The 22,011-nt window shown below is 64.6% G+C and carries 21 protein-coding genes and 2 pseudogenes; 11 read left to right on the top strand and 12 right to left on the bottom strand.

Annotated features, from left to right (window positions below; all coding sequences use genetic code 11):
* Window positions 1-161: 161 nt before the first annotated feature.
* Genes OHB12_RS03665 through OHB12_RS03655 form a run of 3 tightly spaced genes read left to right on the top strand, consistent with a single transcriptional unit; the run spans window position 162 to window position 742 of the window.
* On the top strand, window positions 162-293 hold the full coding sequence (locus tag OHB12_RS03665; protein ID WP_327116132.1) for a hypothetical protein: 132 nt from the start codon (window positions 162-164) through the stop codon (window positions 291-293).
* Window positions 294-464, top strand: coding sequence for a MauE/DoxX family redox-associated membrane protein (locus OHB12_RS03660; protein ID WP_327120875.1), 171 nt, complete (start codon window positions 294-296; stop codon window positions 462-464).
* Entirely contained in the window at window positions 452-742 is a 291-nt protein-coding gene (locus OHB12_RS03655; RefSeq protein ID WP_327116130.1) for a hypothetical protein, read from the top strand. The genes OHB12_RS03660 and OHB12_RS03655 overlap by 13 nt, the downstream gene beginning before the upstream one ends.
* A 739-nt stretch (window positions 743-1,481) precedes the next feature.
* On the opposite strand, the gene OHB12_RS03650 is transcribed toward OHB12_RS03655, so the two are convergent.
* Window positions 1,482-2,558 (bottom strand): hypothetical protein, encoded by a 1,077-nt coding sequence (locus tag OHB12_RS03650; RefSeq protein ID WP_327116128.1) that lies wholly within the window; start codon window positions 2,556-2,558, stop codon window positions 1,482-1,484.
* Window positions 2,559-2,950: 392 nt separating this feature from the next.
* On the opposite strand from OHB12_RS03650, the gene OHB12_RS03645 reads away from it, so the two are divergent.
* The 3 genes from OHB12_RS03645 to OHB12_RS03635 all read left to right on the top strand — a co-directional run bounded on the left by OHB12_RS03645 (window position 2,951) and on the right by OHB12_RS03635 (window position 5,602).
* A complete protein-coding gene (locus OHB12_RS03645; RefSeq protein WP_327116126.1) occupies window positions 2,951-3,535 on the top strand; it encodes a recombinase family protein in 585 nt (194 codons plus the stop codon).
* Between the two features lie 44 nt (window positions 3,536-3,579).
* A complete protein-coding gene (locus OHB12_RS03640; protein WP_327116124.1) occupies window positions 3,580-4,791 on the top strand; it encodes a transposase family protein in 1,212 nt (403 codons plus the stop codon).
* Between the two features lie 130 nt (window positions 4,792-4,921).
* The gene (locus OHB12_RS03635; protein ID WP_327116122.1) at window positions 4,922-5,602 is read left to right on the top strand and encodes an AAA family ATPase; all 681 of its coding nucleotides are present in this window, start codon (window positions 4,922-4,924) and stop codon (window positions 5,600-5,602) included.
* Here the strand turns inward: OHB12_RS03635 and OHB12_RS03630 are convergent.
* The 4 genes from OHB12_RS03630 to OHB12_RS03615 form a co-directional block, all read right to left on the bottom strand.
* Complete coding sequence (locus tag OHB12_RS03630; RefSeq protein ID WP_327116120.1) at window positions 5,512-5,988, bottom strand: hypothetical protein; 477 nt, start codon at window positions 5,986-5,988, stop codon at window positions 5,512-5,514. The two genes, OHB12_RS03635 and OHB12_RS03630, sit on opposite strands and share 91 nt — an antisense overlap.
* Window positions 5,989-6,152: 164 nt before the next feature.
* The gene (locus OHB12_RS03625) at window positions 6,153-6,407 is read right to left on the bottom strand and encodes a hypothetical protein (RefSeq protein WP_327116118.1); all 255 of its coding nucleotides are present in this window, start codon (window positions 6,405-6,407) and stop codon (window positions 6,153-6,155) included.
* 1 nt (window position 6,408) lies between these two features.
* Complete coding sequence (locus tag OHB12_RS03620; protein WP_327116116.1) at window positions 6,409-7,080, bottom strand: TNT domain-containing protein; 672 nt, start codon at window positions 7,078-7,080, stop codon at window positions 6,409-6,411.
* An 861-nt stretch (window positions 7,081-7,941) separates the two neighbouring features.
* A complete protein-coding gene (locus OHB12_RS03615; RefSeq protein WP_327116114.1) occupies window positions 7,942-8,772 on the bottom strand; it encodes an alpha/beta hydrolase in 831 nt (276 codons plus the stop codon).
* A gap of 52 nt (window positions 8,773-8,824) precedes the next feature.
* On the opposite strand from OHB12_RS03615, the gene OHB12_RS03610 reads away from it, so the two are divergent.
* The 3 genes and pseudogenes from OHB12_RS03610 (at window position 8,825) to OHB12_RS03600 (ending at window position 12,794) form a co-directional block, all read left to right on the top strand.
* A complete protein-coding gene (locus tag OHB12_RS03610) occupies window positions 8,825-10,045 on the top strand; it encodes a Fic family protein (RefSeq protein ID WP_327116112.1) in 1,221 nt (406 codons plus the stop codon).
* A 183-nt stretch (window positions 10,046-10,228) separates the two neighbouring features.
* Window positions 10,229-10,440: pseudogene (locus OHB12_RS03605) on the top strand (IS30 family transposase); the annotation flags it as partial.
* Between the two features lie 221 nt (window positions 10,441-10,661).
* On the top strand, window positions 10,662-12,794 hold the full coding sequence (locus tag OHB12_RS03600; RefSeq protein ID WP_327116110.1) for an FAD-dependent oxidoreductase: 2,133 nt from the start codon (window positions 10,662-10,664) through the stop codon (window positions 12,792-12,794).
* 747 nt (window positions 12,795-13,541) lie between these two features.
* Here OHB12_RS03600 and OHB12_RS03595 read toward each other — a convergent pair.
* From OHB12_RS03595 to ctaD, 7 genes and pseudogenes are all read right to left on the bottom strand, one after another.
* A complete protein-coding gene (locus OHB12_RS03595) occupies window positions 13,542-14,120 on the bottom strand; it encodes a CBS domain-containing protein (protein ID WP_327116108.1) in 579 nt (192 codons plus the stop codon).
* Window positions 14,121-14,145: 25 nt separating this feature from the next.
* Window positions 14,146-14,674 (bottom strand): annotated as a pseudogene (locus OHB12_RS03590) (GreA/GreB family elongation factor).
* Between the two features lie 364 nt (window positions 14,675-15,038).
* Window positions 15,039-16,562, bottom strand: coding sequence for a PucR family transcriptional regulator (locus tag OHB12_RS03585; protein WP_327116106.1), 1,524 nt, complete (start codon window positions 16,560-16,562; stop codon window positions 15,039-15,041).
* Between the two features lie 251 nt (window positions 16,563-16,813).
* Window positions 16,814-17,197 (bottom strand): DUF488 domain-containing protein, encoded by a 384-nt coding sequence (locus OHB12_RS03580; protein ID WP_327120873.1) that lies wholly within the window; start codon window positions 17,195-17,197, stop codon window positions 16,814-16,816.
* Window positions 17,198-17,211: 14 nt separating this feature from the next.
* Window positions 17,212-18,309 carry a transaldolase gene (tal, locus tag OHB12_RS03575; RefSeq protein WP_327116104.1) on the bottom strand — a complete coding sequence of 366 codons (1,098 nt, stop codon included), beginning with the start codon at window positions 18,307-18,309 and terminating at the stop codon, window positions 17,212-17,214.
* Entirely contained in the window at window positions 18,306-18,485 is a 180-nt protein-coding gene (locus OHB12_RS03570) for a hypothetical protein (RefSeq protein WP_327116102.1), read from the bottom strand. The genes tal and OHB12_RS03570 overlap by 4 nt, the downstream gene beginning before the upstream one ends.
* A 27-nt stretch (window positions 18,486-18,512) precedes the next feature.
* Window positions 18,513-20,285, bottom strand: coding sequence for an aa3-type cytochrome oxidase subunit I (gene ctaD, locus OHB12_RS03565; protein ID WP_327116100.1), 1,773 nt, complete (start codon window positions 20,283-20,285; stop codon window positions 18,513-18,515).
* Between the two features lie 369 nt (window positions 20,286-20,654).
* On the opposite strand from ctaD, the gene OHB12_RS03560 reads away from it, so the two are divergent.
* Together OHB12_RS03560 and OHB12_RS03555 are read left to right on the top strand one after the other, a co-directional pair.
* Window positions 20,655-21,440, top strand: coding sequence for a class I SAM-dependent methyltransferase (locus tag OHB12_RS03560; RefSeq protein ID WP_327116098.1), 786 nt, complete (start codon window positions 20,655-20,657; stop codon window positions 21,438-21,440).
* A gap of 7 nt (window positions 21,441-21,447) precedes the next feature.
* Window positions 21,448-21,657, top strand: coding sequence for a hypothetical protein (locus OHB12_RS03555; RefSeq protein ID WP_327116096.1), 210 nt, complete (start codon window positions 21,448-21,450; stop codon window positions 21,655-21,657).
* The last annotated feature ends 354 nt before the right edge of the window (window positions 21,658-22,011 follow it).

The raw sequence follows: 22,011 nt of genomic DNA, 5'->3' as shown, positions 1-22,011 counted from the left end.
GGGCTGGGGCTTTGTTCTCTGGACGTCGGTCGATGTTGGTTGGAGGGCACATGCGCAGTTCATCAGTAGGGGTCACCACCGCGATGTATCGCGGTGGGCGCCATGGTTCGTTGTCGCGGACCGGGCGGTACCGACGATGATCGGGACCGGTATCAAGCTGATTGTCCGCACGGGTGTGGGGCCTGTTCGTCCTGGCCGGATTCGCAAAGTTCTCGACCTCGGTGTCGTGGCGGGTGGAGTGGCTGGACTCCTACCAGCTGCTTCCGCATCCGGTTCTACGTCCGGGCGCGTGACTGCTCCCGGCGACCGAGCTGGTGGTGGGCAGGATGTACGCCCTCGGCGCCTTCGGCAGCGGCGCGGACGCTGCCGCAGTGCTGGCGATGGTGACCGCCGCGGTGGTGATCGCGCTGCTGCGCGGGCAACAGGTCTCGTGTGGATGTCTGGGCAAGGTGTGGGAACGCTGATCTCCTGGCCGGTCGCGGTGCGAAACCTGGTGCTCATCGCCGCAGTGGCCTGGACCGCCGCACGCGGGATGTCCGGCCCAGCCATCACCAGATTCTCCCCGGCGGTCCAGATCACCGTGATCGGTGCTGTCGCGGCCGCGCTGAGCTTGCTGGCCTACCGACGCCGCGCGCCCGAACCGGTGCACGATCCGTCGGCGCACCCGCGGCTCCAGGACCCAGCCGAACCGGCCGATCTGACCTTCCCGCACCCGCCCTCGGCCCAGGAGGCCCACTCGTGACCACGCGCCGCGATCTGCTCCGCCGCCTCGGAGTCACCGCCGTCCTGGCCACCGCCATGTCGCCCTGACCGCGATCTTCCCCGAGATCGCCAACGCCTCCTGCGACTCCAACGGCTGCAAATGCGCAGCAGGGACGAAGGGGGGAGTGTATTGCGGCTGGTGTGGTGCCGTGACAGCTACCGATACCGGCGGCAAATGGTCCGACGTCTACGAGTGCAACGGGTCGAAGTGCTGCCGTTACGGTCCTTACGCCAGCTGCGCCGACTCTTCGAATTATTGGCCGTGCGGCTGATGCCGGGTAGTCCCGCTGATCGCGCTACCGCGTCGGCACTGGGAACCGCATTCCTAGTGTGGAAAGAGGCACGACCGTCACGCCCCCGCATGGCGCCCCAGGCGGCTGCGGGGCTCACCCACACTGCCTGGCGGACATCGCTCGGCCCACACAGGGCCCCGCCACGCGGCGTTGCAGGGGATGTGCCGGTGTCGTAAATCGTTCGGTTCTCGTACACCGATCTGGCCGCCTGGAACCGCACGATGTGACTCGCGGCGGAAAGTGGCGGTGTTTTCGCGGTGCCAAGTGGCGCCGATTACGAGCTGCTGCGGGCGTCCGTGCGGCAGGGGATGGCTCCGGCTACCGAAGCCACGCCGAGTGCGGCATCGCAATCGGCGGCGATATTCGGCGATCCGGTTACCTACCGAAACGTTGCCTGATGCGGCAATCTGCGCGTGCTGGTTCGGCTCAGGTGTGTTGAATCCCCCACTGCACGAGCTTTTCAACGGGTATGTCCCATGCCCGCACCGCGGAGTTGGGAACGAACGTCGTGATTTCGGGAATTCCCTCTAGTTCCGGGACCGTGGCGAGAAAGTGGAGATAGTTGCCGTCTTCGAGCCGGATCGAGAAGGGCTGATCGGGATAGTCGGGTTCGGCGTCGAACGACAACTTGGGCTCGTCGGCGAGCCACGGCTCCAGCCGATCCTCGACTTGCGTGAAAGTGACTCGGGTGAGCCAGTCTCGTTGCGGCTGCGCTGTGGAGTAACCGTCGATCGCGGAGAAGCAGAGATCCGACCAGTCTTCGATGTCGCTTGCCCGGCACTGGTCTGCCAGTCCGACGATGTCGAAATCATGCACTTCGGGATCCGGATCGCCCGCAGCCAAGCTGACATAGCCGGCGTCGATATCCTGGCCTTCGGCACCGAAGCAACTCAAGGCGGAGTCCACCTCGCTGGCGAACCTGTTGTACTCATCAGGCGTGAAGAATGCACACCAGTCGGGGACCGTGCCGCCTGCGCCACCCGTGCCGGGCAGTTCTGCGCGCCCGGCTTCCTCGCAGGCATCCAGCAGCCGGACGGCGGCTTTGCGCAGGATTCCGCGTTCTCGATCCCGGACCAGAAGCTGCAGGCGGAATTCCGGGGCCATAACTACCATGAACCTCGCCGGGGTGTTGGAACGGATGACCGCAGTGCGGTTGTAGGGGTTGCCGTCGTTATCTCCACGATCCTGGTAGCCCCATCGCGCCGGTGCGACACGCAACAGGACTTCACCGATGTATCGCCCCGTGCCGGTGGTGAACTCCGCATTATCCTCGACGTCGATGGCGGCCTGGTCCGGATAGCGCGCGAGCACGATCGGTTCCAGCGCGTCCAGGGAGTCGAGCGTGAAGTCGAAAGGAAAGTCTGCGGGCAGGTAGGAACGGCGCCACTGCTCCAGCGCACTTCCCATGCTGGCCAGCCATCTGTCCAGAAAAACACGCGCCGGCTCGGTCATGTTCTTGCGGTCCTCGGCCATGTACGCCTCGGTTCGGTCACTCTCGTGCACGATGTACATCCTCGCAGTGCTGTCGATGGGTTTCCCAATGTTGAGTAGCACGCCCGACTATCCCGCAGGACTTACGTTGGGCGGCGCAGGAGTGTCCTCGATCTCTCCTCCCGGGTGTCGGTCGATGCGCCGACCGTGCCTGGCGACCGCTCGGGTATCCGGTTCAGCGGTGAAGCGGATCTATCTCATGAGCATCACCGGAACCACCTGCTCGCCTCATGCTCCTGTCTGCAGTAGCCCGCATACCCGCGGGCATCGTGAGTCGGCAACGAAGGTTGGTGAGACACATTGGGGCGCTGCGGATTCTCGTAGGTCGCCTCTCGTTGTTTCTGTAAAGGTTGCCGTGTACGCGGCAATGTCAATGTCGGGGGTTGGCGATACGCTTCGGGCTCATGCGAATCGGCTACGGGCGCGTCTCGACGCGCGATCAGCACCCCGAAGCACAACACGACGCGTTGACCGCGGCCGGGTGCGAGAAGATCTTTGTCGACATGGCTTCAGGCAAGCTCGCGACCCGGCCCGAACTGGACAAGGCGCTGCTGTCGGCCAACCGTGCCGGTGATCAGCTGGTGGTCACCAAGCTGGACCGGCTCGGCCGCTCGCTCGAGCACCTCATCGACCTGTCGAAGACCCTCGAGAGTCGTGGGGTGGATTTGGTGGTGCTCGATCAGAAGATCGACACCTCCACCGCGCTCGGGCGGATGTTCTTCCAGATCCTCGGCGCCATCGCCGAATTCGAGCACGCCCTCACGTCCGAACGCACCCGTGACGGCCTGGCTGCCGCCCGCGCCCGGGGCCGCACCGGCGGCCAGAAACCCAAGCTCGGCCCGCGACAGGTGCAGCTGGCGCGGCAGATGTACGACGAACTCGACGAGGCCGGCAAACGCCGCTACACCGTCGCGCCGATCGCCGCCGAGTTCGGCGTCACCCGTCCGACGATCTACCGGCATCTGTCCCCCGCGGACGCGACAATGTGACCCAGCGCACGCGACGGCGTGTGCGCGTGGAAGCGGCGTGAGCCGTGACGGGTCGCGGGCTGACCGAGGGAATGGCGCTGCGCCGGCCGCGTCCGTCGCTGGCGACGATCACCCGCCGCGCCGCCCGCGCCGCCGCCGAACGGGGATGGGTTCCGTTGTCCTACACCACTGTTCGCGCGATCGTCACTGCTCTCGACCCGGCCATGCTCACCCTCGCCCACGACGGCGCCGTAGCCTTCCGCGACACCTACGAGCTGGTGTATCGCCGCCGCGCCGAGCGCCCGTACGTGATGTGGCAGGCCGATCACACCCAGCTCGACATCCTCATCGTCGAGGCCGGCAAGCACAGGCGCCCCTCGCTGACCGTGGTACTCGACGACCGCTCCCGCGCGGTGCTCGGCAACACCGTGAACCTCGGCGCGCCGTCGGCGCTGAACACGTCACTGGCGTTGCGGCAGGCGATCTGGACCAAACCCGATCCGGCATGGCCGATGTGCGGGATCCCCGAGATCCTCTATGTCGACCACGGCAGCGACTTCATCAGCGACCACCTCGCCCAGGTCGCGGCCGATCTGAAGTTCGCGATCGTGCACTCGACCATCGCCCGGCCCCAGGGCCGCGGGAAAGTGGAAAGGTTGTTCGGCAGTATCAACACCGAACTGCTCACCGAGCTGCCCGGCCACCTCGTCCACGGCAAACCCGTCACCACGCCGGCACTGTCGCTGCGCCAGTTCGACGAGGCGATCGGCCGGTACATCACCACCGTCTACCACCCGCGGGTTCACTCCGAGATCGGCGTCTCGCCCCAGCAGGCATGGGTTGCCGATGGCTGGCTGCCACGCATGCCCGAGAATCTGGAACAGCTCGATCTGCTGCTGGTCACGGTCGCCACACCCCGCGTCGTGCACCGCGACGGAATCCATTTCCAGGGCCTGCGCTACCTGCATCCCACCCTGGCCGCCTACGTCCGCGAACCCGTCACCGTCCACTACGACCCGCGCGACATCACCGAGGTCCACGTCTTCCACAAGAACCGGTTTCTGTGCAAGGCCGTCAGTCCCGACCACATCGGCGAGACCATCGGGCTCGAGGACATCCAGGCCGCCCGCCGCGCCTACTGGCACCGGCTGCGCGAGCAGATCAACGAACGCATCCCCGTGGTGACCGACTACCGCCCCGCACCGGAACCCGCGCCGCCACAACCGGCCCCGGCACCCCCACCAGGGCCGCGGCTGCGCGCCTATCAGGAGGACTGACCATGCCGCCGCCACCGAACTGGCCGTTCATCGCCACCAAGGAACACCGCCGGTTCGTCTAGTTCGCCGACACCGTCGAACGCGCCCGCACCATCGGAATCTGCTACGGCGCAGCCGGAATCGGGAAACCGTGTCTGCGTCGCGCTACGCCCGCTGGGACAAAGCAGGACACCTGCTGCGCACCTGGGGTCCCCGCGAAGACTCCGACAAAGAGGTCTACGCCGCGCTGTCCCGGTCACGCACGGTGTTCTACACACCCACCGTCGCCTCGACCCTGCGGGAACTGCGCGACGATCTCAAGCTGCTCTACGACCGGGTCAACATCTGCATCGACCAGCACGTCCAGGCAGGCACACATCTCCACCGGATGCCCGACTACATCGAACTGCTCGTCATCGACGAATCCGAACGCCTGACCGCCACCGCCATCGAACACCTGCGCGACCAGTACGACCGCGGAGACCACGGCCTGCTGTTCATCGGGATGCCCGGGATCGAGAAAACGTTCTCCCGCTATCCGCAGCTCTACAGCCGCGTCGGCTTCGCCCACCACTACCGGCCGCTGACCGGCGAGGAACTCACCTTTGTCCTGACCCGGCACTGGCACAAACTCGGCCTCGACCTAGACCCCGACGACTTCACCGACACCCAAGCCGTCGCCGCGGTCGCCCGTATCACCGGCGGCAACTCCCGGCTCCTGCAACGCCTGTTCGCCCAGATTCACCGCATCATGAAAATCAACGAACTCCACACCATCACCGCCGACGTCGTCGAAACCGCCCGCAGCACCCTCGTCATCGGCACCACCTGACCGCAGTCACTGATGCGCCACTTGACGACGCGAGAACACCGCCACTTTCCGCCGCGAGTCACATCTCGGCAGCAGAACCATTCATCGGCCAACGGCGCCGGGCCCGCGGACAGACCCATCCAGGTCGAGAAGTCCAGCGGCATGCCGGGCAGCATCAGCGTGAATCGTTGTTGGCGGTAGAAGTCGGCCAGTCCGCGGTTCTTGCTGAGGAACTGGCCGTAGAGGATCTGCGCGCCGCCGAGGTAGGCGGTCGAGAGCGCGGTGCGGATCAGTGCCTGGCGGCGCGCGGTGGATGACGTGCCATTCGGCGAAGGGCCGGATGATTCGCTGCTGGTGAGCAGGCAGCGTCGTGAGGGTGCGTTCGGCCCAAAGTTGGATCTGGGCAAGATTCTCGTCACAAAGCGGAAGGATTCCCGTGGAGACCGGGAGTTTGCGGATGTAGTGGGTGGTGGCGTCCTGCGCTAGTTGATCGAGGCGGTCGTGGGTGATCCGTTGGGAACGAGGCCCCACCGTCGGCGCCAGCAGAACCGACAAGGCCGAAATTGGCAGGTTACGCGCCTGATGGAGCTTGTCCGGTGAGGGTGCGGTACAGCCAGGCCGCTGCATCTGGCTCGGTGTTGAACCGTTCGCGCACCTCGTATTTCCCGCGCTCGCAAGCGCCGACCTCCCAGTCGCCGCGCGCACCTTTCCGGAGGAACCAGAAGTCGGTCGGGAGCGGATCGTGGGTATGGGTGCCGGGGATCTGGAATGATTCCGGGGGTAGTCCGGCCGCGAGCAACGCGGCGTTGAGTTGCTCACGATCCATGTCAGGCAGCCCTTTCTTCGACGAGGTATCCATTCTGCAGTAGCCACGTGACGCTCAGTGCCGATCCGGCCTCGGGGAGGTGCGTGGCCTGTAGGAGGAATTGGGTTCCACCACCGGGTTGCTCGAACCATGCGGCGATCGGACCCGCCTCGACCGTGAACGGTTTGAGTACACAGTAGAGGTGGTAGTTGCTCGGTGGAGTTCCCGTGGGCGTGTTGAGGTTCTGTGGCGGCAGCGCCCGCGCTTCGAAATGGTCATTTGCTGGTGCGAGGAAACGTCCACCCGGGTAACCGAACCGGTCGATCCGCGTGCCGGTCGGCAATTCCTGCGGGTGCCGCACGGCCTGCCCGTCGATCACCTGGAATCCGTCCTCGGGAGGGTAGATCCAGCCGGAGTCGTTGCGGTACTTGGCCACGAAGTCATCCGCGGTGAGTGTGCCAAGCCGCTGGTACCCGATCAGCAGCGGCTGTACCGGCAGTCCCTGTGGGAGCGGATCGGGGCCGAGATACTGCCGATTCGGGTCGTAGAAGCTCGTCGTCGGTGGTGCGTTATCCGGAATTGCTGGGGTGCAAGTCGACTGTGCTGGCCCTGGTTGGGCATGTGCCGTCCACGGTTGGCCGACCAGAAGCAGCAGTGAGGTGAGGATCACGGTGATGAAAGACCGGTAGCGCACGATACCCCCCAAGCAATTGAAAGTAGTTGCGGCTCAGAGGATAAGGCCGATCCGTACCCGCCACATGTGGTTCGAGAGCATCTGGGGTCTTGGACCGGCGCGCCGCTGATGTGTCGACACGGGCCGTGCGAATCGGCCTTCCGGCGACGAGGGCGCGCACACGTCGGTGTAGCGACGCGGGAGCGGTGCGCAAGGATGCTGTAGTGCGATATCGGCGAGCGGTGGCGAAGCCGCGGGGATGGCGCAGGAGTCCGAGTCGATGGAGAACTCGTCGGGTTCGACGTGAAGATGTTACGGCCTTGGCAGAGCGGCGATTCGATGAGTTACCCGCCCTGAACTCGACTGCCGGGGTACCGCGGGAGGTCGCCCAACCGCGCGAGTAGTTCCGGGGTTCCTACGTACTCGTCCGGTCTGAGTTCGTGACACTCGCGGTATCGGCGTGTCCGGTGTTGCCTGCCCTCTTGTGACCGGTGGCGATCGAGATGAAATGGGACGGAAACGGGCGGGTTCGCGGATTCTCGTAACGTCGAATCGAGTAACCCATCCGGTGCTCGTGCGCTGGATCGATGTTGTCGACACGGGTTCTGTGTCGTTCACTGCGAACGTACCCCGACTCAGCGCGCACCGCGAATGGCGCAGGGAAGCAGCGGCATGTGCGGTGTTCTTCGTTCCTCCCGTCACAGTGCCGTCGTGCCGGTGGTCATTGGAGATTCCCTGCCTACAGCCAGTTGCGGTATCTGGCACACCGCCTAACCACACGCTCATGCCGATGTGCGTGTACTCGCTGGTCGGCTGTCGAGGTAGCCGATGCCCCCGCGGAGACGGTGAATCGTGAACATCACGACACCCCTCGTCAGCGGCTCAGAACTGTCGCACGGTGGCGATGATGGCCTGCGTCGCTGCGCGGGCCTCGGGTACGGGCGCCAGGGCATAGACGTGGAAGGCGCCGTCGACCTCGGTGAGACGGATGGCGACGCTGGCTTGTTCGGCCATTTCGCGAAGTCGCCTGGCGTCGGGGTCGAAGACATCGGCGGTACCGATGTACACGTCCAGGGGCGGCAGACCCGCGATCGGTCCGTTGATCGGGCTCAATCGCGGGTCGTGCGGGTCATCGCCGCCTGCCCACGCCCGTCCGGCTTCGATGAGGCCGGCACTGGACAGCCACGGATCGTGTTGTTCGACTTGCCGGATCTGAGGATTCGACATGGTGATGTCCAGCCAGGGGGACAGCAGAATGAGCCGGGCAGGCATGGGCAAACCGGATTCGGGCAGGGTCTGTGTCACCGCGAGCGCGAGTCCCGCGCCGGCCGAATCGCCGGCCCAGATGACCGACTCGGGTGGGTAGTGATCGAGCAGATTCCGGTGGACAGCGGTGACGAGGGGGAACGCCTCGCCGTAGACGTGTTGGGGCGCCAGCCCATAGAGGGGAACCTCGACTCGGCAACCGGCGTCGACCAGGCGGGAGATGAAGCGCCAATGCTGGTGGGTGATCTGGTGGATGTACGCGCCGCCATGTACATAGATCAGCGCTTTGGCCGACTCGGCGGCGGCGGACCGGGAGGCGACGGTGTAGCAGGGAAAGCCCTCGACCGTGCGAACGGTCACCAGGTGCCGCCGTCGCAGCCCCGCGGGCGGGATAGGATCGGGCTTCTGCTTGTTCATGTCGGCACGGGCCCGTTCTGCGGTGGCCATGGCCGGTTTCTCATATTTTGACGCAATGACTACGTCATATTATTATTGTGTGATGTTGTTGCCCACGCCCGCGCTGACCGCCGCCGATAGCCGCGTCCTCGCCGATGTGGACCGGATGCGCGACGAACTACGCCATGAGCTTCAGGCCAAACCCGGCAAATGGGCAGGCGGCCTTCGTAAGTTCCTCACCGCCGACGCCGTCGCCGCATCGAACTCCATCGAGGGGTTCAAAGTCTCCACCGTCGACGTGGAAGATCTAATCGCAGGCGAACGGGACGTCGAGGTCTCCGAGGAGAACAAGGCCGAGACGCTCGCCTACGAGCGGATGATGACCTACATCCAAACGCTGCACGACGTCGACGATTTCACCTACAGCAAGGGATTTCTCAACGCACTGCACTGGATGCTGCAGGGGCATCGGCACACTGAACGTCGCCCGGCTGGACAATGGCGACCCGGTCCCGTGTACGTGACCGACGCCCGTGATCCGAGCATCGCCGCTTACACCGCCCCCGACGCCGATCAAGTGCCGGAGTTGACGAGAGAACTCATCGATTGGCTCAACACCGATGACGGCACGCATCCGCTGGTGCGCGCGGCGATGGCACATCTGCATCTGGTATCCATCCACCCCTGGGCCGACGGCAACGGACGCATATCCCGATCACTACAGACCCTGATGATCGCCCGGGAAGGCGTTCTCGCACCGGAGTTCTCGTCCATCGAAGCGTGGCTCGGCAGGCCCGGTAACACGTGGGAGTACTACCAGGTCCTCGGCCGGCGGGGCAGCACCTACCGGCCGGATCAGGATGTGTCCGAATGGATTCGGTTCAACCTGACCGCCTACCACCAACAGGCCCAAACAGTGCATGCCCGTTGGGTTCGGTCCGGCACGGTGTGGGCGAAGCTCGAGGGCTACGTCGCAGGTATCCGCCTGGACGAACGCGTCATCAGCGCACTGCATGATGTCGCGATGTCCGGCAGGGTCCGGCGAACTCGTTACGAACAATCCGAAGGGCTGAGTCTGCAACAAGCGCAACGCGATCTGCGCGACCTCGTTGCACTCCGGGTGCTCGAACCGGTCGGAAAGACCCGAGCCCGCTTCTACACCGCCGGACCGGCCTACCCGGCAACAGCATTGGAAATCGCTGGCACCCCAACTACCCTCGAAAGCCCCTATGGCCGCAGTTCGGTCGAAGCACGTTGGAGACGCAGCAACGGCCAGGCACTCGTGCCCCAGGATTGGATCACCGAAGAGATCGATGACGACTGACTGTTCCACCGCCCGCCGCAACGAAGTGAGCGCTTGTGCCAGTGGGGCGATCGGTCGCGGTCCGGGTCGGGAGAATCTTGGCTTGGCCGAATCGGGCGCTTGTCGGCTCTGCGCCGGCCTGTCGGCTACGAAGCAGCTGGCCGACGACGATCGCGACGGCCAAGCTCGCCATGAACGCGCGGCTTGCGGGAGTACGTGGTCGACCGATTGGCCGGGGTGATCCGGAATTTGGGCGGGAGGCCGGTATCCGGCCCGCAGACTCGCTGGATTGGCAGTAACTAAGCCCGCCGAGCGGACCGGCGCTGAACCCATGCGTGGAGTCGGAGCAGACATCGCACCGGTTGCGCCTCGATTACCCGGATGATGAGTCGATGCGCATCTCCCATGAGGCGATCGGCGCATCCGGCAATCATCACGGTAGAATCCTTCGCCCATGCCCAACCGCAGGGCAGCCTGGCTGGGGCAGTTCGGGCTTTCCAAGCGTTCGCACAATGTCCGCCGATCACAGGTCGTCGCGCCAGGAGCCGTCGCGTCGTAGCAGTACTGTCCCAGTGGCCTCCTGTGGCAGCCGACTCGTGGCGACGAGAATTTCTGCCGCTGGGCGTAGGCGTAGCGGATGGGATGTACTCAGTTGACCCGGAATCAGCCGGTTTGTCGAGTGTGGTCCGAAATGGTCGATTGGTCGGTATGTGAACCTGGTGAATTACCTTCTCAACCAACGTATTTCCCCGATACTGTGACGATGGAACAGTCGAGTGATTTTTCGTCGAGTAGTGGCTCGGAGCCCGTCTTCGCGGGGCAGACAACGATCGGCGACGCAACGTTCGAAAGGAGGCCGTCGAGCATACTCGTAGTGGGTGCGGGAATCGCGGGATTGACTGCCGCACAAGCACTTCGAAAGCTGGGACATGCCGTGACCGTGCTGGAGGCGCGCAACAGGATCGGCGGCCGGATCTGGACCGACAGCGACGGCGTCGACCTGGGCGCGCACTGGATACACGGTACGGAGGGCAATCCGCTCACCGAATTGGTCGAACAACTCGAAATCCCGCACAGTTATGTCGGCGGCGACAGTTCCTATACCGGCGGATTCGACAGTCTGGCGCTGATCGGACCCGATCGGCAGATCAGCACCGCGACGGTAAAGAACCGAACCCTCGAACTTGCCGACGAGGTACTTCACGAACTCGAGCAGCGCGCCGAAATCGCCCGCCGCCGCGGACATCCGGATGTGCCGCTGGCCGCGGTCGTGGACCAGATCCTCGCTGAAGCGGGCCACAGTCACGACGATGAACAGGCCATCCGCTATCACCTCAATGTGATCCTGCGCGAAGACGTCGGTGAGGATCCCGGTGGACTATCGTTCAAGTTCTGGGAGGACGGCTACCGCGTCTACGGATATGGCGACAGCGTCCTGCACGGCGGCTACCAGGCGGTGGTCGATGCACTCGCCGAGGATCTGACCATCGAACTGGAAACCGTTGTGCGCCGGATCGACACCGGTGACGGCTCGACGCCGGTACGGGTGACGACCGACCTCGGCGTCCACGAAGCCGACAAGGTGCTCGTCACCGTGCCACTCGGCGTTCTCAAATCGAACGAAATCGAGTTCAGCCCGTTGCTGCCGGAAACCAAACGCCGAGCCATCGACCGCGTCGGGTTCGGCACGCTGAACAAGATCGCCCTGCATTACGACCGAATCTTCTGGCCCGCGGAGCAATACGTCTTCGGCTATCTGTGCCGTGAGACCGACAGTTACCCGACCGTGGTCATCAGCATGTGGAAGTCGCACGGCAAGCCGATTCTGGTCCTGCTGCTCGGCGCATCGCTCGGACGCGCCATGGAAACCTGGGCCGATGTCGAGGTCCAGGACTACTCGACCGGCGTCGTGCGGGACATCTTCGGCACGAACACTCCCGCGCCCAAGCATGTTTCCAGAACGGCGTGGTCGACGGACCCCTACGCGCTCGGTTCCTACGCCTGCATCGGTGTCGATGCTTCCCTGCGCGACCTCGACACACTCGCCGAACCCGTCGGCACGCGCCTGTTCTTCGCGGGCGAGGCGACCAACAGTTACCACTGGGGCTGCGTCCACAGTGCCTACGAGTCGGGTCTGCGCGAAGCGGCCCGCATCGCCGGCGACCCGTCGATCTACAGCCCGCCGAGCACCGAGACCTCGCGCCGACAGCGCCGCGATATCGACCGCATGAAACGCTTCGCGCGAATGCGTATGCGGCACCTCAGCTTCGACTGTCTACGAACTCGCGTAGCGTGCCTCACCGATGGCGTCGACCCCTTCGGCGTGCCGTTGTTCGCACCCCTTGTCGACACCGACCTGGAAACCCTTGCCTCCATGTTCGATGAACTCACCTACGCCCCCGGCGACCCCATCTGCCGCGAAGACGACACCGCCCACGGCGTCTACGTCGTCGCCGAGGGTGACGTGGAGGTCGATTTCGGCGGTGTCTACGACCGCGCCGTGCTGACCACAGGCAGTATCCTCGGCGGCCACGACCTGTTCTTCGACGCCAGAACCATTACCGTCACCGCCGTGACAGCGGTCCGCCTCTACTACCTCGACCACTACCGCTACAAGACGTTCCTCTACGCCTTCCCCGACGTCATGATGATGATGCTCGCCGACCTGGTCACCCGCTGGGAGCAACTGGAAGAGGTCCTCGGCGCCGCGGCACTCACGGGAGCACGCCGAATTTTGCAGGCCAGGCACAGCGGCGACATCGCGTCCTGACACACGCACCGCCCGTAGAAGAAACTCTCCGACTCCGCCAGGAACGCCAGACGGCCGCGCAGGACAGCGTGCCGCTCAGCCGTGTCGAGGCAGGTAGAAGAATGGCTCCGGCCACGCAACTTTGCTAAATAATAGCTAAGCGGTAGAACCCCCGGCGTGTCGTCTCGCAGACACGCCGATGGCGCTCAGCTGCTGCGTGCTTGCGTCTCAGGTTCGAAGCAAGATGTAAATCGACCGAGCGCCAGAACTCCGATCACGGCGACTTTCGCCCGGGTTACTGATTCCGGAGCCAATTCGATCCATCTCACCAAAATCTCACACTTTCGATGGGAAATGTCCGAATCCGATGGGACGCCCTGCCAGCGACCCCCTGTGTATGACCACCTCCACGTCTTCCGAATATCTGCTGACAAGGCCAGGATCGCCGACATGGAACGGCTGCGCTTGTCCGTCGGCGACAATTGCGGGTGCGCCGCTTGTCCGGTTTCTCCACTCGCATCCCTCGGGCCCGTTGTAAACAGCACACCAGCGGCAACAGCAGGTGGATGGCGGTCGAGTCGGGGTGCGCGGACCGCAATAACCCGGCGTCTGTGTGACAACCCGAGCTGCGACCAAATGCGCCAATACCCCGGCGCGTCTTGTTCAGTGGCCACAACCTGTCCACGTTCGGCGCCGTGGGCCTGAATCCATCGATGTGCGCTGCGCCGCTCACGTCGAAGGCCGGATTCAACTGTTGTGGATGCTGGGTCAGTGCACAGGTGCGGCCGCAGCGGCCGGTGTGGTTGCGATGGACGCGGTGCGGATGCCGGGCACTGTGCGGGTTAGGGCAATGGCGATGCGCCGTTCGGATTCGTCGGCGAACCGGCCGGAGAGGGTGGCGTCACCTTCGTGGACGGTGACATGCCAGCGCCGTGCACCGGTGTATTGATCAAGGAGGTTCTGCACATCGGCGGCGAGTGCGTCGTCGGGGGTGAGCATGATTCGCAACGCGTCGCCACGGCTGAACATGCCGATCACGCGGCCGTCGGCATCGACGACTGGCAGACTGCGCAGTCCGCGTGTTACCAGCCTGCTCATTACCTCGGCCAGTGCCGCGTTGTCGGGCACCGACACCGCAGGTGTGGTCATCACTTCACTGACCGTGTCGTCGAGTTCGCCGGCCCGCAAGAGATCACCGCTGGTGAGTACCCCGATGAGGCGATCGTCCTGGTCGAGAACAGGCAACGCCGCGTAGCCCAGTTCGGCGAGCATCAGCGCCGCCTCGCGCGCCGTATTGTCGTGCCGCACAGCGGTGATCGGTCTTTGCATGACCTCGTATACCTGCATGTTCCTCACTTCCGTTCAACTCCGTTCAACTTGTTACCGGCTCGGCACGAGAGGGCAGATCTTGCGCCGGCCTGCCCTCGTGTTCTCCGGATGCTGGGTCCGTCCGCCCGTAGGGGACCGCGTGGAGCAGCGTCACTGCCACGGTGGCGACGCTGGGGGCGCGGTAGGTACGGCGTCGCCCGTCGCGCTCCGGCGATTGCGCTGCCTAATGGCGATTGCACGGAATAGACCTCCATCTCGCTGTCTTCGGCCTCGCGTACTGCAAGCAGGAACGTCTCGACCTGTCTGGTGTCGTCGTAGCGGACGGTCACGACCATGCCGGGCTCGGCGATCCCGTCGTCGGGTGGGTTCCGACCGATGAGTGCGTTGCTGAGCAGGTGGTAGATCCGGCGGATGCGTGCTTGGCGCGCGGAATGCAGAGCCTGGTTGCGTGCGTAGTCGCCACTGTCCTCCTCGGGAGATTCGATGTGGCGTCGCGTGAGCAGCTCGTGCAATTCGGTCCGAAGCCGATCGTGGGCGTGTGATGTCATCCAGACGCCTCTGGTGCTGGCCATGTTGTTTGTGTCCTTCCTGGCTGGGCTGGGGAGTGTCGTCAGGGGCGGGCCAAGGCCGCGGTGCCGCCCCTGACAACGCGCAGGCCCTGGTGTCGGGCCGAGTCTGAGTCGCTCGGACCCACGGGTATCGCCGGTCGAATCAGCGCAGCGGATCCGATTCGCGCGGAGCGTCAGGTCCATAGCTGCGTCTTCGGCGATAATGTCGGCTACGGTCGGTTGCCCGTCCCCTCGATACTCAACATTTCGCTCCTCCTGACTGCGGCTTCTGGTCAACCCCATGATGGCGTGAACGTTGAGGCAATCAGTTGCGCTGATCCGACAATCGAGGAGTCGAGATTTGTGGCGATGGCACAGCGCGGGTGTGTCAGGCGTTGTCGGTGACGGCGAGTTCGATCATCATGGCAAGTCGTTTGCGGGGGTTGTCCAAGTCGAGGTTGGTTACCTCTGCCATCTTGCGCAGCCGGTTACGTACAGTGTTCTCGTGCACGCCGAGCTGCGCGCCCGCCCGGGCGGGGTCGCCTTGGGCCTGCAACCAGGCGCGCAGCGTCGCCACATACTCGGTGGAGCTCATGCGGTCGTGGCGTCGCAACTCCGATACCGGCCCCCGTGTGGGGGTGCGTCCGGAAAGCCCTGCGGTGCGCAGCCGTTGTAGCAGGATTTCGTCCCACGACTCGTCATAGGCGGGGGGCGCAGCACCCGCGGAGCGGGCCTCGTGCAGCGCGAGGCATTCCTCGGCCTCTTGGCGCGCCAACGCCAATTCCGTAGAGCGGGCAACACCGCTGATACCGGCCGACACCGTCGTCTCCCGGGGCAGTGCCGCCTGTAGCTCACCTATCCAGCGGCGTGTCGTCGCCGCCTGATCAGCGGGCAGCACCGTGTAGATGGTGTCGCCGACCAAGGCGCTGCGACCCGAACGCGACCAGCCGAATCCGGTTGTTGCTCGCTCGAAGATCAACAGCAGCGCGGCGTGCTGCTCGTCCGCGATCCGAGCCCGCAACGCGATCACCCGCAAACTCTCCGGCGCCAACCCCAGCCTGCTGGCCACCGTCGCCGCGTCCGCGGCGCCCTCCAGCAAACGGATCACCAGTTCGGATTCCACCTGACGTTCCAGGTCCGCGCTGGCCCGCGACCGCAACAGGTGCAGGGCCACCGTGCGCGAACCGTCGGCCAAGGCCATGCGACGAGCCCCATGCAACGGTGCCGGGCACGACACCCATACCGAGCCCAGCAATTGCCGGCCCACGCGTACGGCCACGACCATCCGACCCGTCACACCACGTTCTGCCTGCGCGGGAACGAACAACGGTTCATCCGAGACCGCCAAATGTGCGAAGACACCGCGCGCATCGAACACCGTCCGCAACCACGGCGGCATCTGTCGGCCCAGAATCGTCTCGACCCGTGCAGGGTCGAGGTGGGGCTGCGGCCTGGAATACGCCAGCACCCGAGACCGGCGGTCCTCGATAGTCACCGCACCCCCGACCGCGTCGGCCAGACTGTCGGCCAAGGCGAACAAATCGGTCGGGCCGCGACCGGCCTCGGTCTCGCGTCCTTCCAGCACCAACCCGTAGACAACCGCGGCCACCTCACTCCAGGCCACGGCAGGGTCGACCACCATCACCGCCATACCCTCGATCTCCGGCCCGTCCCCGGTCCCCTGATCCCCACGGATGAGCGCGACAACAGCCCGCGCTGACACCGCCCACTCCACCACCTCCAACATCGAGCGTGCCCCGATCCCCAGCAGCACATCGCCGACTTCCGTGGGGTCCTGCTCGGCCCCATGGATCACCACACTGCGCAATGGGGTGGACCGGGGAACCGAACCCAACCGCAAGCGGATCCCATAGCCACCCAGTACGTTCGCCAACCGGTCCAATGTCACCATGAGCCGCTCCTGTGTATCGACGGTGCAGCGCAATCAGGCGCCCGACGCGACCGGCAGCAGTTCGTGGACGAGGACGTCACCCGGCTCGTGCATCAGGATGAACACCATCAATACCCCGCCCCTCATCAACCAGGTGAGATCCTCAGCGCCGCGCCTCATACAACATGGCCTCGAGCTGTAGACGCGGGCGATGTGCATAACGCGGCTCCGTTTCCGCGGTCCGCGGCCAGCCTGTGTCGCGTCGCGGCTCGTCACTTTCTGGGGGATCTGCTCGTTTGTGCGACGAGATCGGCGAGTACGGCTGCTTCGCTGATGTCGGTGCTCTTGGTGCCGGTGAGCAGTGTGAGTTTGTTTTGGCCTGCCAGTTCGCGCAGGTGTGTGAGCGCTTCGGCGCGGTCGGGCTCGGTCAGTTCGGCGCGGTAGCGGCGGGCGAATTCGTCGAAGAGTTCCGGGTCGTGGCCGTACCATGTGCGCAGTTCTGTGGATGGGGCGATCTGTTTGCACCATTCGTCGAGGTGGGCTCTGATTTTGCTGACGCCGCGGGGCCAGAGCCGATCCACGAGGACACGGGTGCCGTCTTGCGGGGTTGGATCGTCGTAGATTCTGCGGATTTGCACAGTGCGTCGAGTCTTCATCATCGACCTCCGTTTTATCGCCGCTCGAGTTGGCGGGTTTTGGTGTGTAGCGCGGTCAGCACGTCGGCGAAGGAGGTGTGGAAGCTGGCGACTCCTTCGGCTTCGAGGGTGTGGCCGACGTCGTCCATGTCGACTCCGACGGCGGCCAGCTCACGCATGAGGGTGGCGGCAGCGGCGGCGGTGTCGAGGTTGCGGGTAAGCGTGCCGTGGTCCTGGAACGCCGCGATGGTCGTTTCGGTCAGTGTGTTGATGGTGTCGGGGCCGATGAGGCCGTCGACGTATTTCGTGTCGGGGTAGGCGGGATTCTTGGTGGATGTCGAGGCCCACAGCGGCTTCTGCGGGTGCGCGCCGTGGGCGGCGAGGTTGTCCCAGCGTGGGCCGGTGAAACTGTCGCGGAAGATCTGGTAGGCGAGCTGGGCTTGCGCGATCGCCGCACGACCCCGCAGCGCGAGCGGGTCGGCGGTGCCGAGGTGTTCGAGGCGGTGGTCGACTTCGGTGTCTACGCGGCTGACGAAGAACGACGCGACGCTGTGGACGTGGGCGGGGGCGCCGCCGTGTGCGGTGAACGTCTCCAAGCCTTGCAGGTAGGCCTCGATCACCTGCTGGTAGCGGGGCAGGGAGAAGATCAGGGTGATGTTGATGCCGACGCCTTCGGCGATCATCGCCGTGATCGCCGGTATCCCTTCGGTCGTGGCCGGGATTTTCACGAACACGTTCGGGCGGGCGATCCGCTCGTGCAGCCTGCGCGCCGCGGCGATCGTGGCGTCGGTGTCGTAAGCCAGTTCCGGTGCGACCTCGATAGAGACGTTACCGTCGGTGCCGCCGGAGTCGTCGTAGATCGGTCGCAGGACCGTCGCCGCGTGAAGGACGTCGCACACAACGAGATCCCAGTAGGCGTCTTCGACGGTGGAGCCAGCGGAGGTGAGGGTGGCGAACTGGTCGTCGTAGGCGTTGGAGGCTTCGATGGCGCGAGCGAATATCGTCGGGTTGGCCGTCACCCCGCGGATACCGTCGGCCACCATCGCCTCGAGGACACCGTCACGGAGGTAGGGGCGGGTATCCAGCCACGGGCTTTGTCCCTGCTCGGTGCACAGCCGAGCCAACCTGTTCATCGCTGCTGCTCCTGGCCGGGAAACACATCGAGTCCGCGTGGGGGCCGGTCGGGCTGATCGCTGGCGGTGTGGGCGTGGAACCCGCAGCTGAGCACCAACGCTATATGGTAGCGGCTCGATCCCTCGAGTCCGCTGCCGGGCATGGTCCATGGCGGTCGAACGGAGAACCTTCTCATCGCGATCACCTTCCCGCGGTCGATTTCTCACTCACGATGTCTGCGACTGCGGTGACGGGCCGGGGCTGGGTGGGCGACGTCGGTGGCCGCAGTGTTTACGATCTGCCCCGCCTTGCGGTCGGATCCGGTGTGGGCCTCGGCGCGTATGCGCTCGACCATATGGGGGTAGTGCAGTTCGAATGCGGGGCGTTCGGAGCGGATGCGTGGCAGCTCGTAGAAGTTGTGCCGCGGCGGCGGGCAGGAGGTCGCCCATTCGAGGGAGTTGCCGTACCCCCAGGGGTCGTCGACGGTCACAACCTCCCCGTAGCGGTAGCTTATGAACACGTTCCAGACGAACGGCAGCATCGAAGAACCCAGGATGAACGACCCGATCGTGGAAACGGTGTTGAGGGTCGTGAACCCGTCGCCGGGCAGGTAGTCGGCGTAGCGGCGCGGCATTCCTTCGTTGCCGAGCCAATGCTGCACCAGGAAGGTGGTGTGGAATCCGACAAGGGTGGTCCAGAAGTGCCACTTGCCCAGACGCTCGTCCATCATGCGGCCGGTCATCTTCGGGAACCAGAAATAGATACCGGCGAAGGTGGCGAACACGATGGTCCCGAACAGGACGTAGTGGAAATGCGCCACCACGAAATAGGTGTCGGTGACATGGAAATCGATCGGCGGGCTGGCCAACATCACCCCGGTGAGGCCACCGAAAAGAAACGTCACGATGAACCCGACGGCGAACAGCATCGGCGTCTCGAACGTGAGCTGACCGCGCCACATGGTGCCGATCCAGTTGAAGAACTTCACTCCGGTCGGCACGGCGATCAGGTAGCTGGTCAACGCGAAGAACGGCAGCAAAACCGCCCCGGTAGCGAACATGTGATGTGCCCACACCACCGCCGACAAAGCGCCGATACCGATCGAGGCGTAGACCAGCCCGACGTAGCCGAAGCACGGCTTACGGGAAAACACCGGAAGCACTTCGGTGACGATGCCGAAGAACGGAAGCGCCACGATGTACACCTCGGGGTGACCGAAAAACCAGAACAGGTGCTGCCACAGAACTGAACCGCCGGTAGCGGGATCGAAGATGTGCGCACCGAGGTGACGGTCGAGTTCCAACCCCATCAAGGCGGCGGTCAGGATCGGAAACGCCAGCAGCACGAGAACGCTGGTCACCAGAATGTTCCAGGTGAAGATCGGCATCCGGAACATCGTTATACCGGGGGCTCGCAGGCACACCACGGTGGTGATCATATTGACCGCACCCAGGATGGTGCCGACACCGCCAACGGCCAAACCTATCGCCCACAGGTCCGCACCGACACCCGGGGAATGCACAATACTGCTGAGCGGCGTGTAGCCGGTCCAACCGAAATCGGCGGCACCACCCGGAGTGAAAAACCCCGACATTACGATTAGCCCACCGAACAGATACAACCAGTAGGCCAGCGCGTTCAGCCGCGGGAACGCCACATCGGGCGCGCCGACCTGCAAAGGCAGCACATAGTTCGCGAAACCGAACACGATCGGAGTCGCGAACAACAACAGCATGACCGTTCCATGCATGGTGAACAACTGGTTGTACTGCTCGTTGGACAGCAACTGCAACCCGGGGCGCCCAAGTTCCGCACGTAGCAGCAGCGCCATCAACCCGCCGACGAAGAAGAACGAAAACGACGTGAACAGATACATGACTCCCAACTGCTTGGGATCGGTCGTCGTGACGAGCTTGACGATGTAGGAGCCCTTGGGGCCGACCCTGCGCGGATACGGCTTCGTCGCAACCAGATCATCAGGCTCGACGAACGTCATAAGACCTCCAACGGTTGTTCATCTCATCGATTACGCCTGCGGAGTCTCAGCGGGGACAGCCCCGCGACCGGGCCACGCACCTGCTGCCGACAGTCGGCCACTCGGCCGGTCCGGGCCCTTGCCACATACCGGACGGTACGCCTACTACCGACCAACTTTCGCCGTTTGTGTCCGGCCTTCACATGACACCAGATCCGTAATCGCCGTCATTCGCCGTCCACTATCGGGCGTGGTTCTCGGCGCGGGGCAAGCATGGTCAACGAGACGAGAGCTGACCGCCACTGGCAAACGGTCGTATTGCAACCCTGCGGTATTCCGAACGCACCTGACGATGCCCGAGGAGCCTGAGAGCCGGATACGCTCACACGGGTGACCGCAGGATGGACCGGCCGCGCGGCGATCGAGCGTTGGAGCCAGATCCCGCACGATGTGCTCGATGAGATGGAGCCCGCCGGCGACTTCGACAAGCGGCATCTGCTCAACCCCGTTCTGCTCGAGATGCTCGGAGACGTCGCGGGCCGCCGAATCCTCGATGCTGGTTGTGGGCATGGATATTCCAGCCGCATGTTGGCTGCACGTGGCGCCGACGTCACCGCCGTCGAACCGGCAGCCGGATTATTCGCATACGCGCTGCACAAAGAACAGGAACTCCGGCAAGGGATCACCTACGTCGAGGCTGACCTGACTCAGACCCTCGACTTCGGTGCGCCGTTCGACGCCGTCGTGTGCAGCATGGTTCTATCGGCGATTCCCGATTGGCGGTCTACGATGCGGACCTGCGTCCGCTCCGCCCAGCTCGGCGGCATCATCGTCATCGCCATCAATCACCCAGCCTTCGAGCAGCTCCGGGGAACGTGGCGTGAGCACGGCGAGTATCGGGTCCGGCGATACCTCGATGAATACGAGATCGCAGGCCGCTACGCCCCTGACTTCCACCGGCCACTGTCGGCCTACCTCAACGAACTCGCGGCCCCGGGATGCCGACTGCGTGAAGTCGCCGAGCCCGGCCTGAACGTGGCCGTCGCAAGCAAGGCGGCGCTTGCCGCGCCTGGCATCGACGGCTACGTCCATCTGCCGAACTTCTTGGTCATCTCCGCCGAATCACCCGCCATCGCACCTGGCCGGCCAAGTTCCTCGGACAAGGGGGGCCGATAAGGATCGTGTGCCAGCATCTCCTGGAGATGTCGAGGGAATGGATGTCCGTGATCGCGCTCCCTCCGGCTCCGGCTCCGACCTGGCCACCATCTCCCCCTGCATCACCCGCACCATCCGCCGTTTCGGCGATTGGGTGCTCAACTTCACCCACCCGAGACCGTCCCGGTCACCCGGCTCGACCTCGAATCCCGCTCTGTTCCCCACCGGCCCGGCCTGATCAGGGGTCGCAGCGCGGGGCATCCGGATGTTAGGTGTCGTATCCGGTTCGAACGAGGCCGCAAGGAAGACGCGTCCCGAGCCGACCTGTCGGTGTCCTTGACGGTCACGGTCTATCACACCGTTGACCGTGCCGGGCCCGAGGCGAAACCGCGGAACCTGGCGCGTTATCGGCGGAGGTTCAGGCCCGCGCCGAACTCTCGGCTGCCACCTGTTCCGGTATACGGCGGTCGCTGATGGTTTCACTGGATCGGCTTGCACTGGTCTCGGTTTCGGTATGTCCCCCCCACCGGGCGGCGATCCAGCAGTGCAAGGTCAAGACCATCGCACTCCCTGGGCGGCCATCGGCCTGTCG

This window comes from Nocardia sp. NBC_01730 (assembly GCF_035920445.1).
In the GTDB taxonomy this organism is placed as follows: domain Bacteria; phylum Actinomycetota; class Actinomycetes; order Mycobacteriales; family Mycobacteriaceae; genus Nocardia.
This window is presented reverse-complemented; position numbering and strand designations above follow the sequence as displayed.

What these genes read in the sequence shown, in the direction of transcription:
- OHB12_RS03645 (WP_327116126.1), top strand. Translation starts at nt 2,951, where the DNA reads ATGCGAATCGGCTACGGGCGCGTCTCGACGCGCGATCAGCACCCCGAA.
- OHB12_RS03625 (WP_327116118.1), bottom strand. Translation starts at nt 6,407, where the DNA reads ATGGATCGTGAGCAACTCAACGCCGCGTTGCTCGCGGCCGGACTACCC.
- OHB12_RS03615 (WP_327116114.1), bottom strand. Translation starts at nt 8,772, where the DNA reads ATGGCCACCGCAGAACGGGCCCGTGCCGACATGAACAAGCAGAAGCCC.
- OHB12_RS03610 (WP_327116112.1), top strand. Translation starts at nt 8,825, where the DNA reads ATGTTGTTGCCCACGCCCGCGCTGACCGCCGCCGATAGCCGCGTCCTC.
- OHB12_RS03600 (WP_327116110.1), top strand. Translation starts at nt 10,662, where the DNA reads ATGGGATGTACTCAGTTGACCCGGAATCAGCCGGTTTGTCGAGTGTGG.
- OHB12_RS03595 (WP_327116108.1), bottom strand. Translation starts at nt 14,120, where the DNA reads ATGCAGGTATACGAGGTCATGCAAAGACCGATCACCGCTGTGCGGCAC.
- OHB12_RS03585 (WP_327116106.1), bottom strand. Translation starts at nt 16,562, where the DNA reads ATGGTGACATTGGACCGGTTGGCGAACGTACTGGGTGGCTATGGGATC.
- OHB12_RS03580 (WP_327120873.1), bottom strand. Translation starts at nt 17,197, where the DNA reads ATGAAGACTCGACGCACTGTGCAAATCCGCAGAATCTACGACGATCCA.
- tal (WP_327116104.1), bottom strand. Translation starts at nt 18,309, where the DNA reads ATGAACAGGTTGGCTCGGCTGTGCACCGAGCAGGGACAAAGCCCGTGG.
- OHB12_RS03570 (WP_327116102.1), bottom strand. Translation starts at nt 18,485, where the DNA reads ATGAGAAGGTTCTCCGTTCGACCGCCATGGACCATGCCCGGCAGCGGA.
- ctaD (WP_327116100.1), bottom strand. Translation starts at nt 20,285, where the DNA reads ATGACGTTCGTCGAGCCTGATGATCTGGTTGCGACGAAGCCGTATCCG.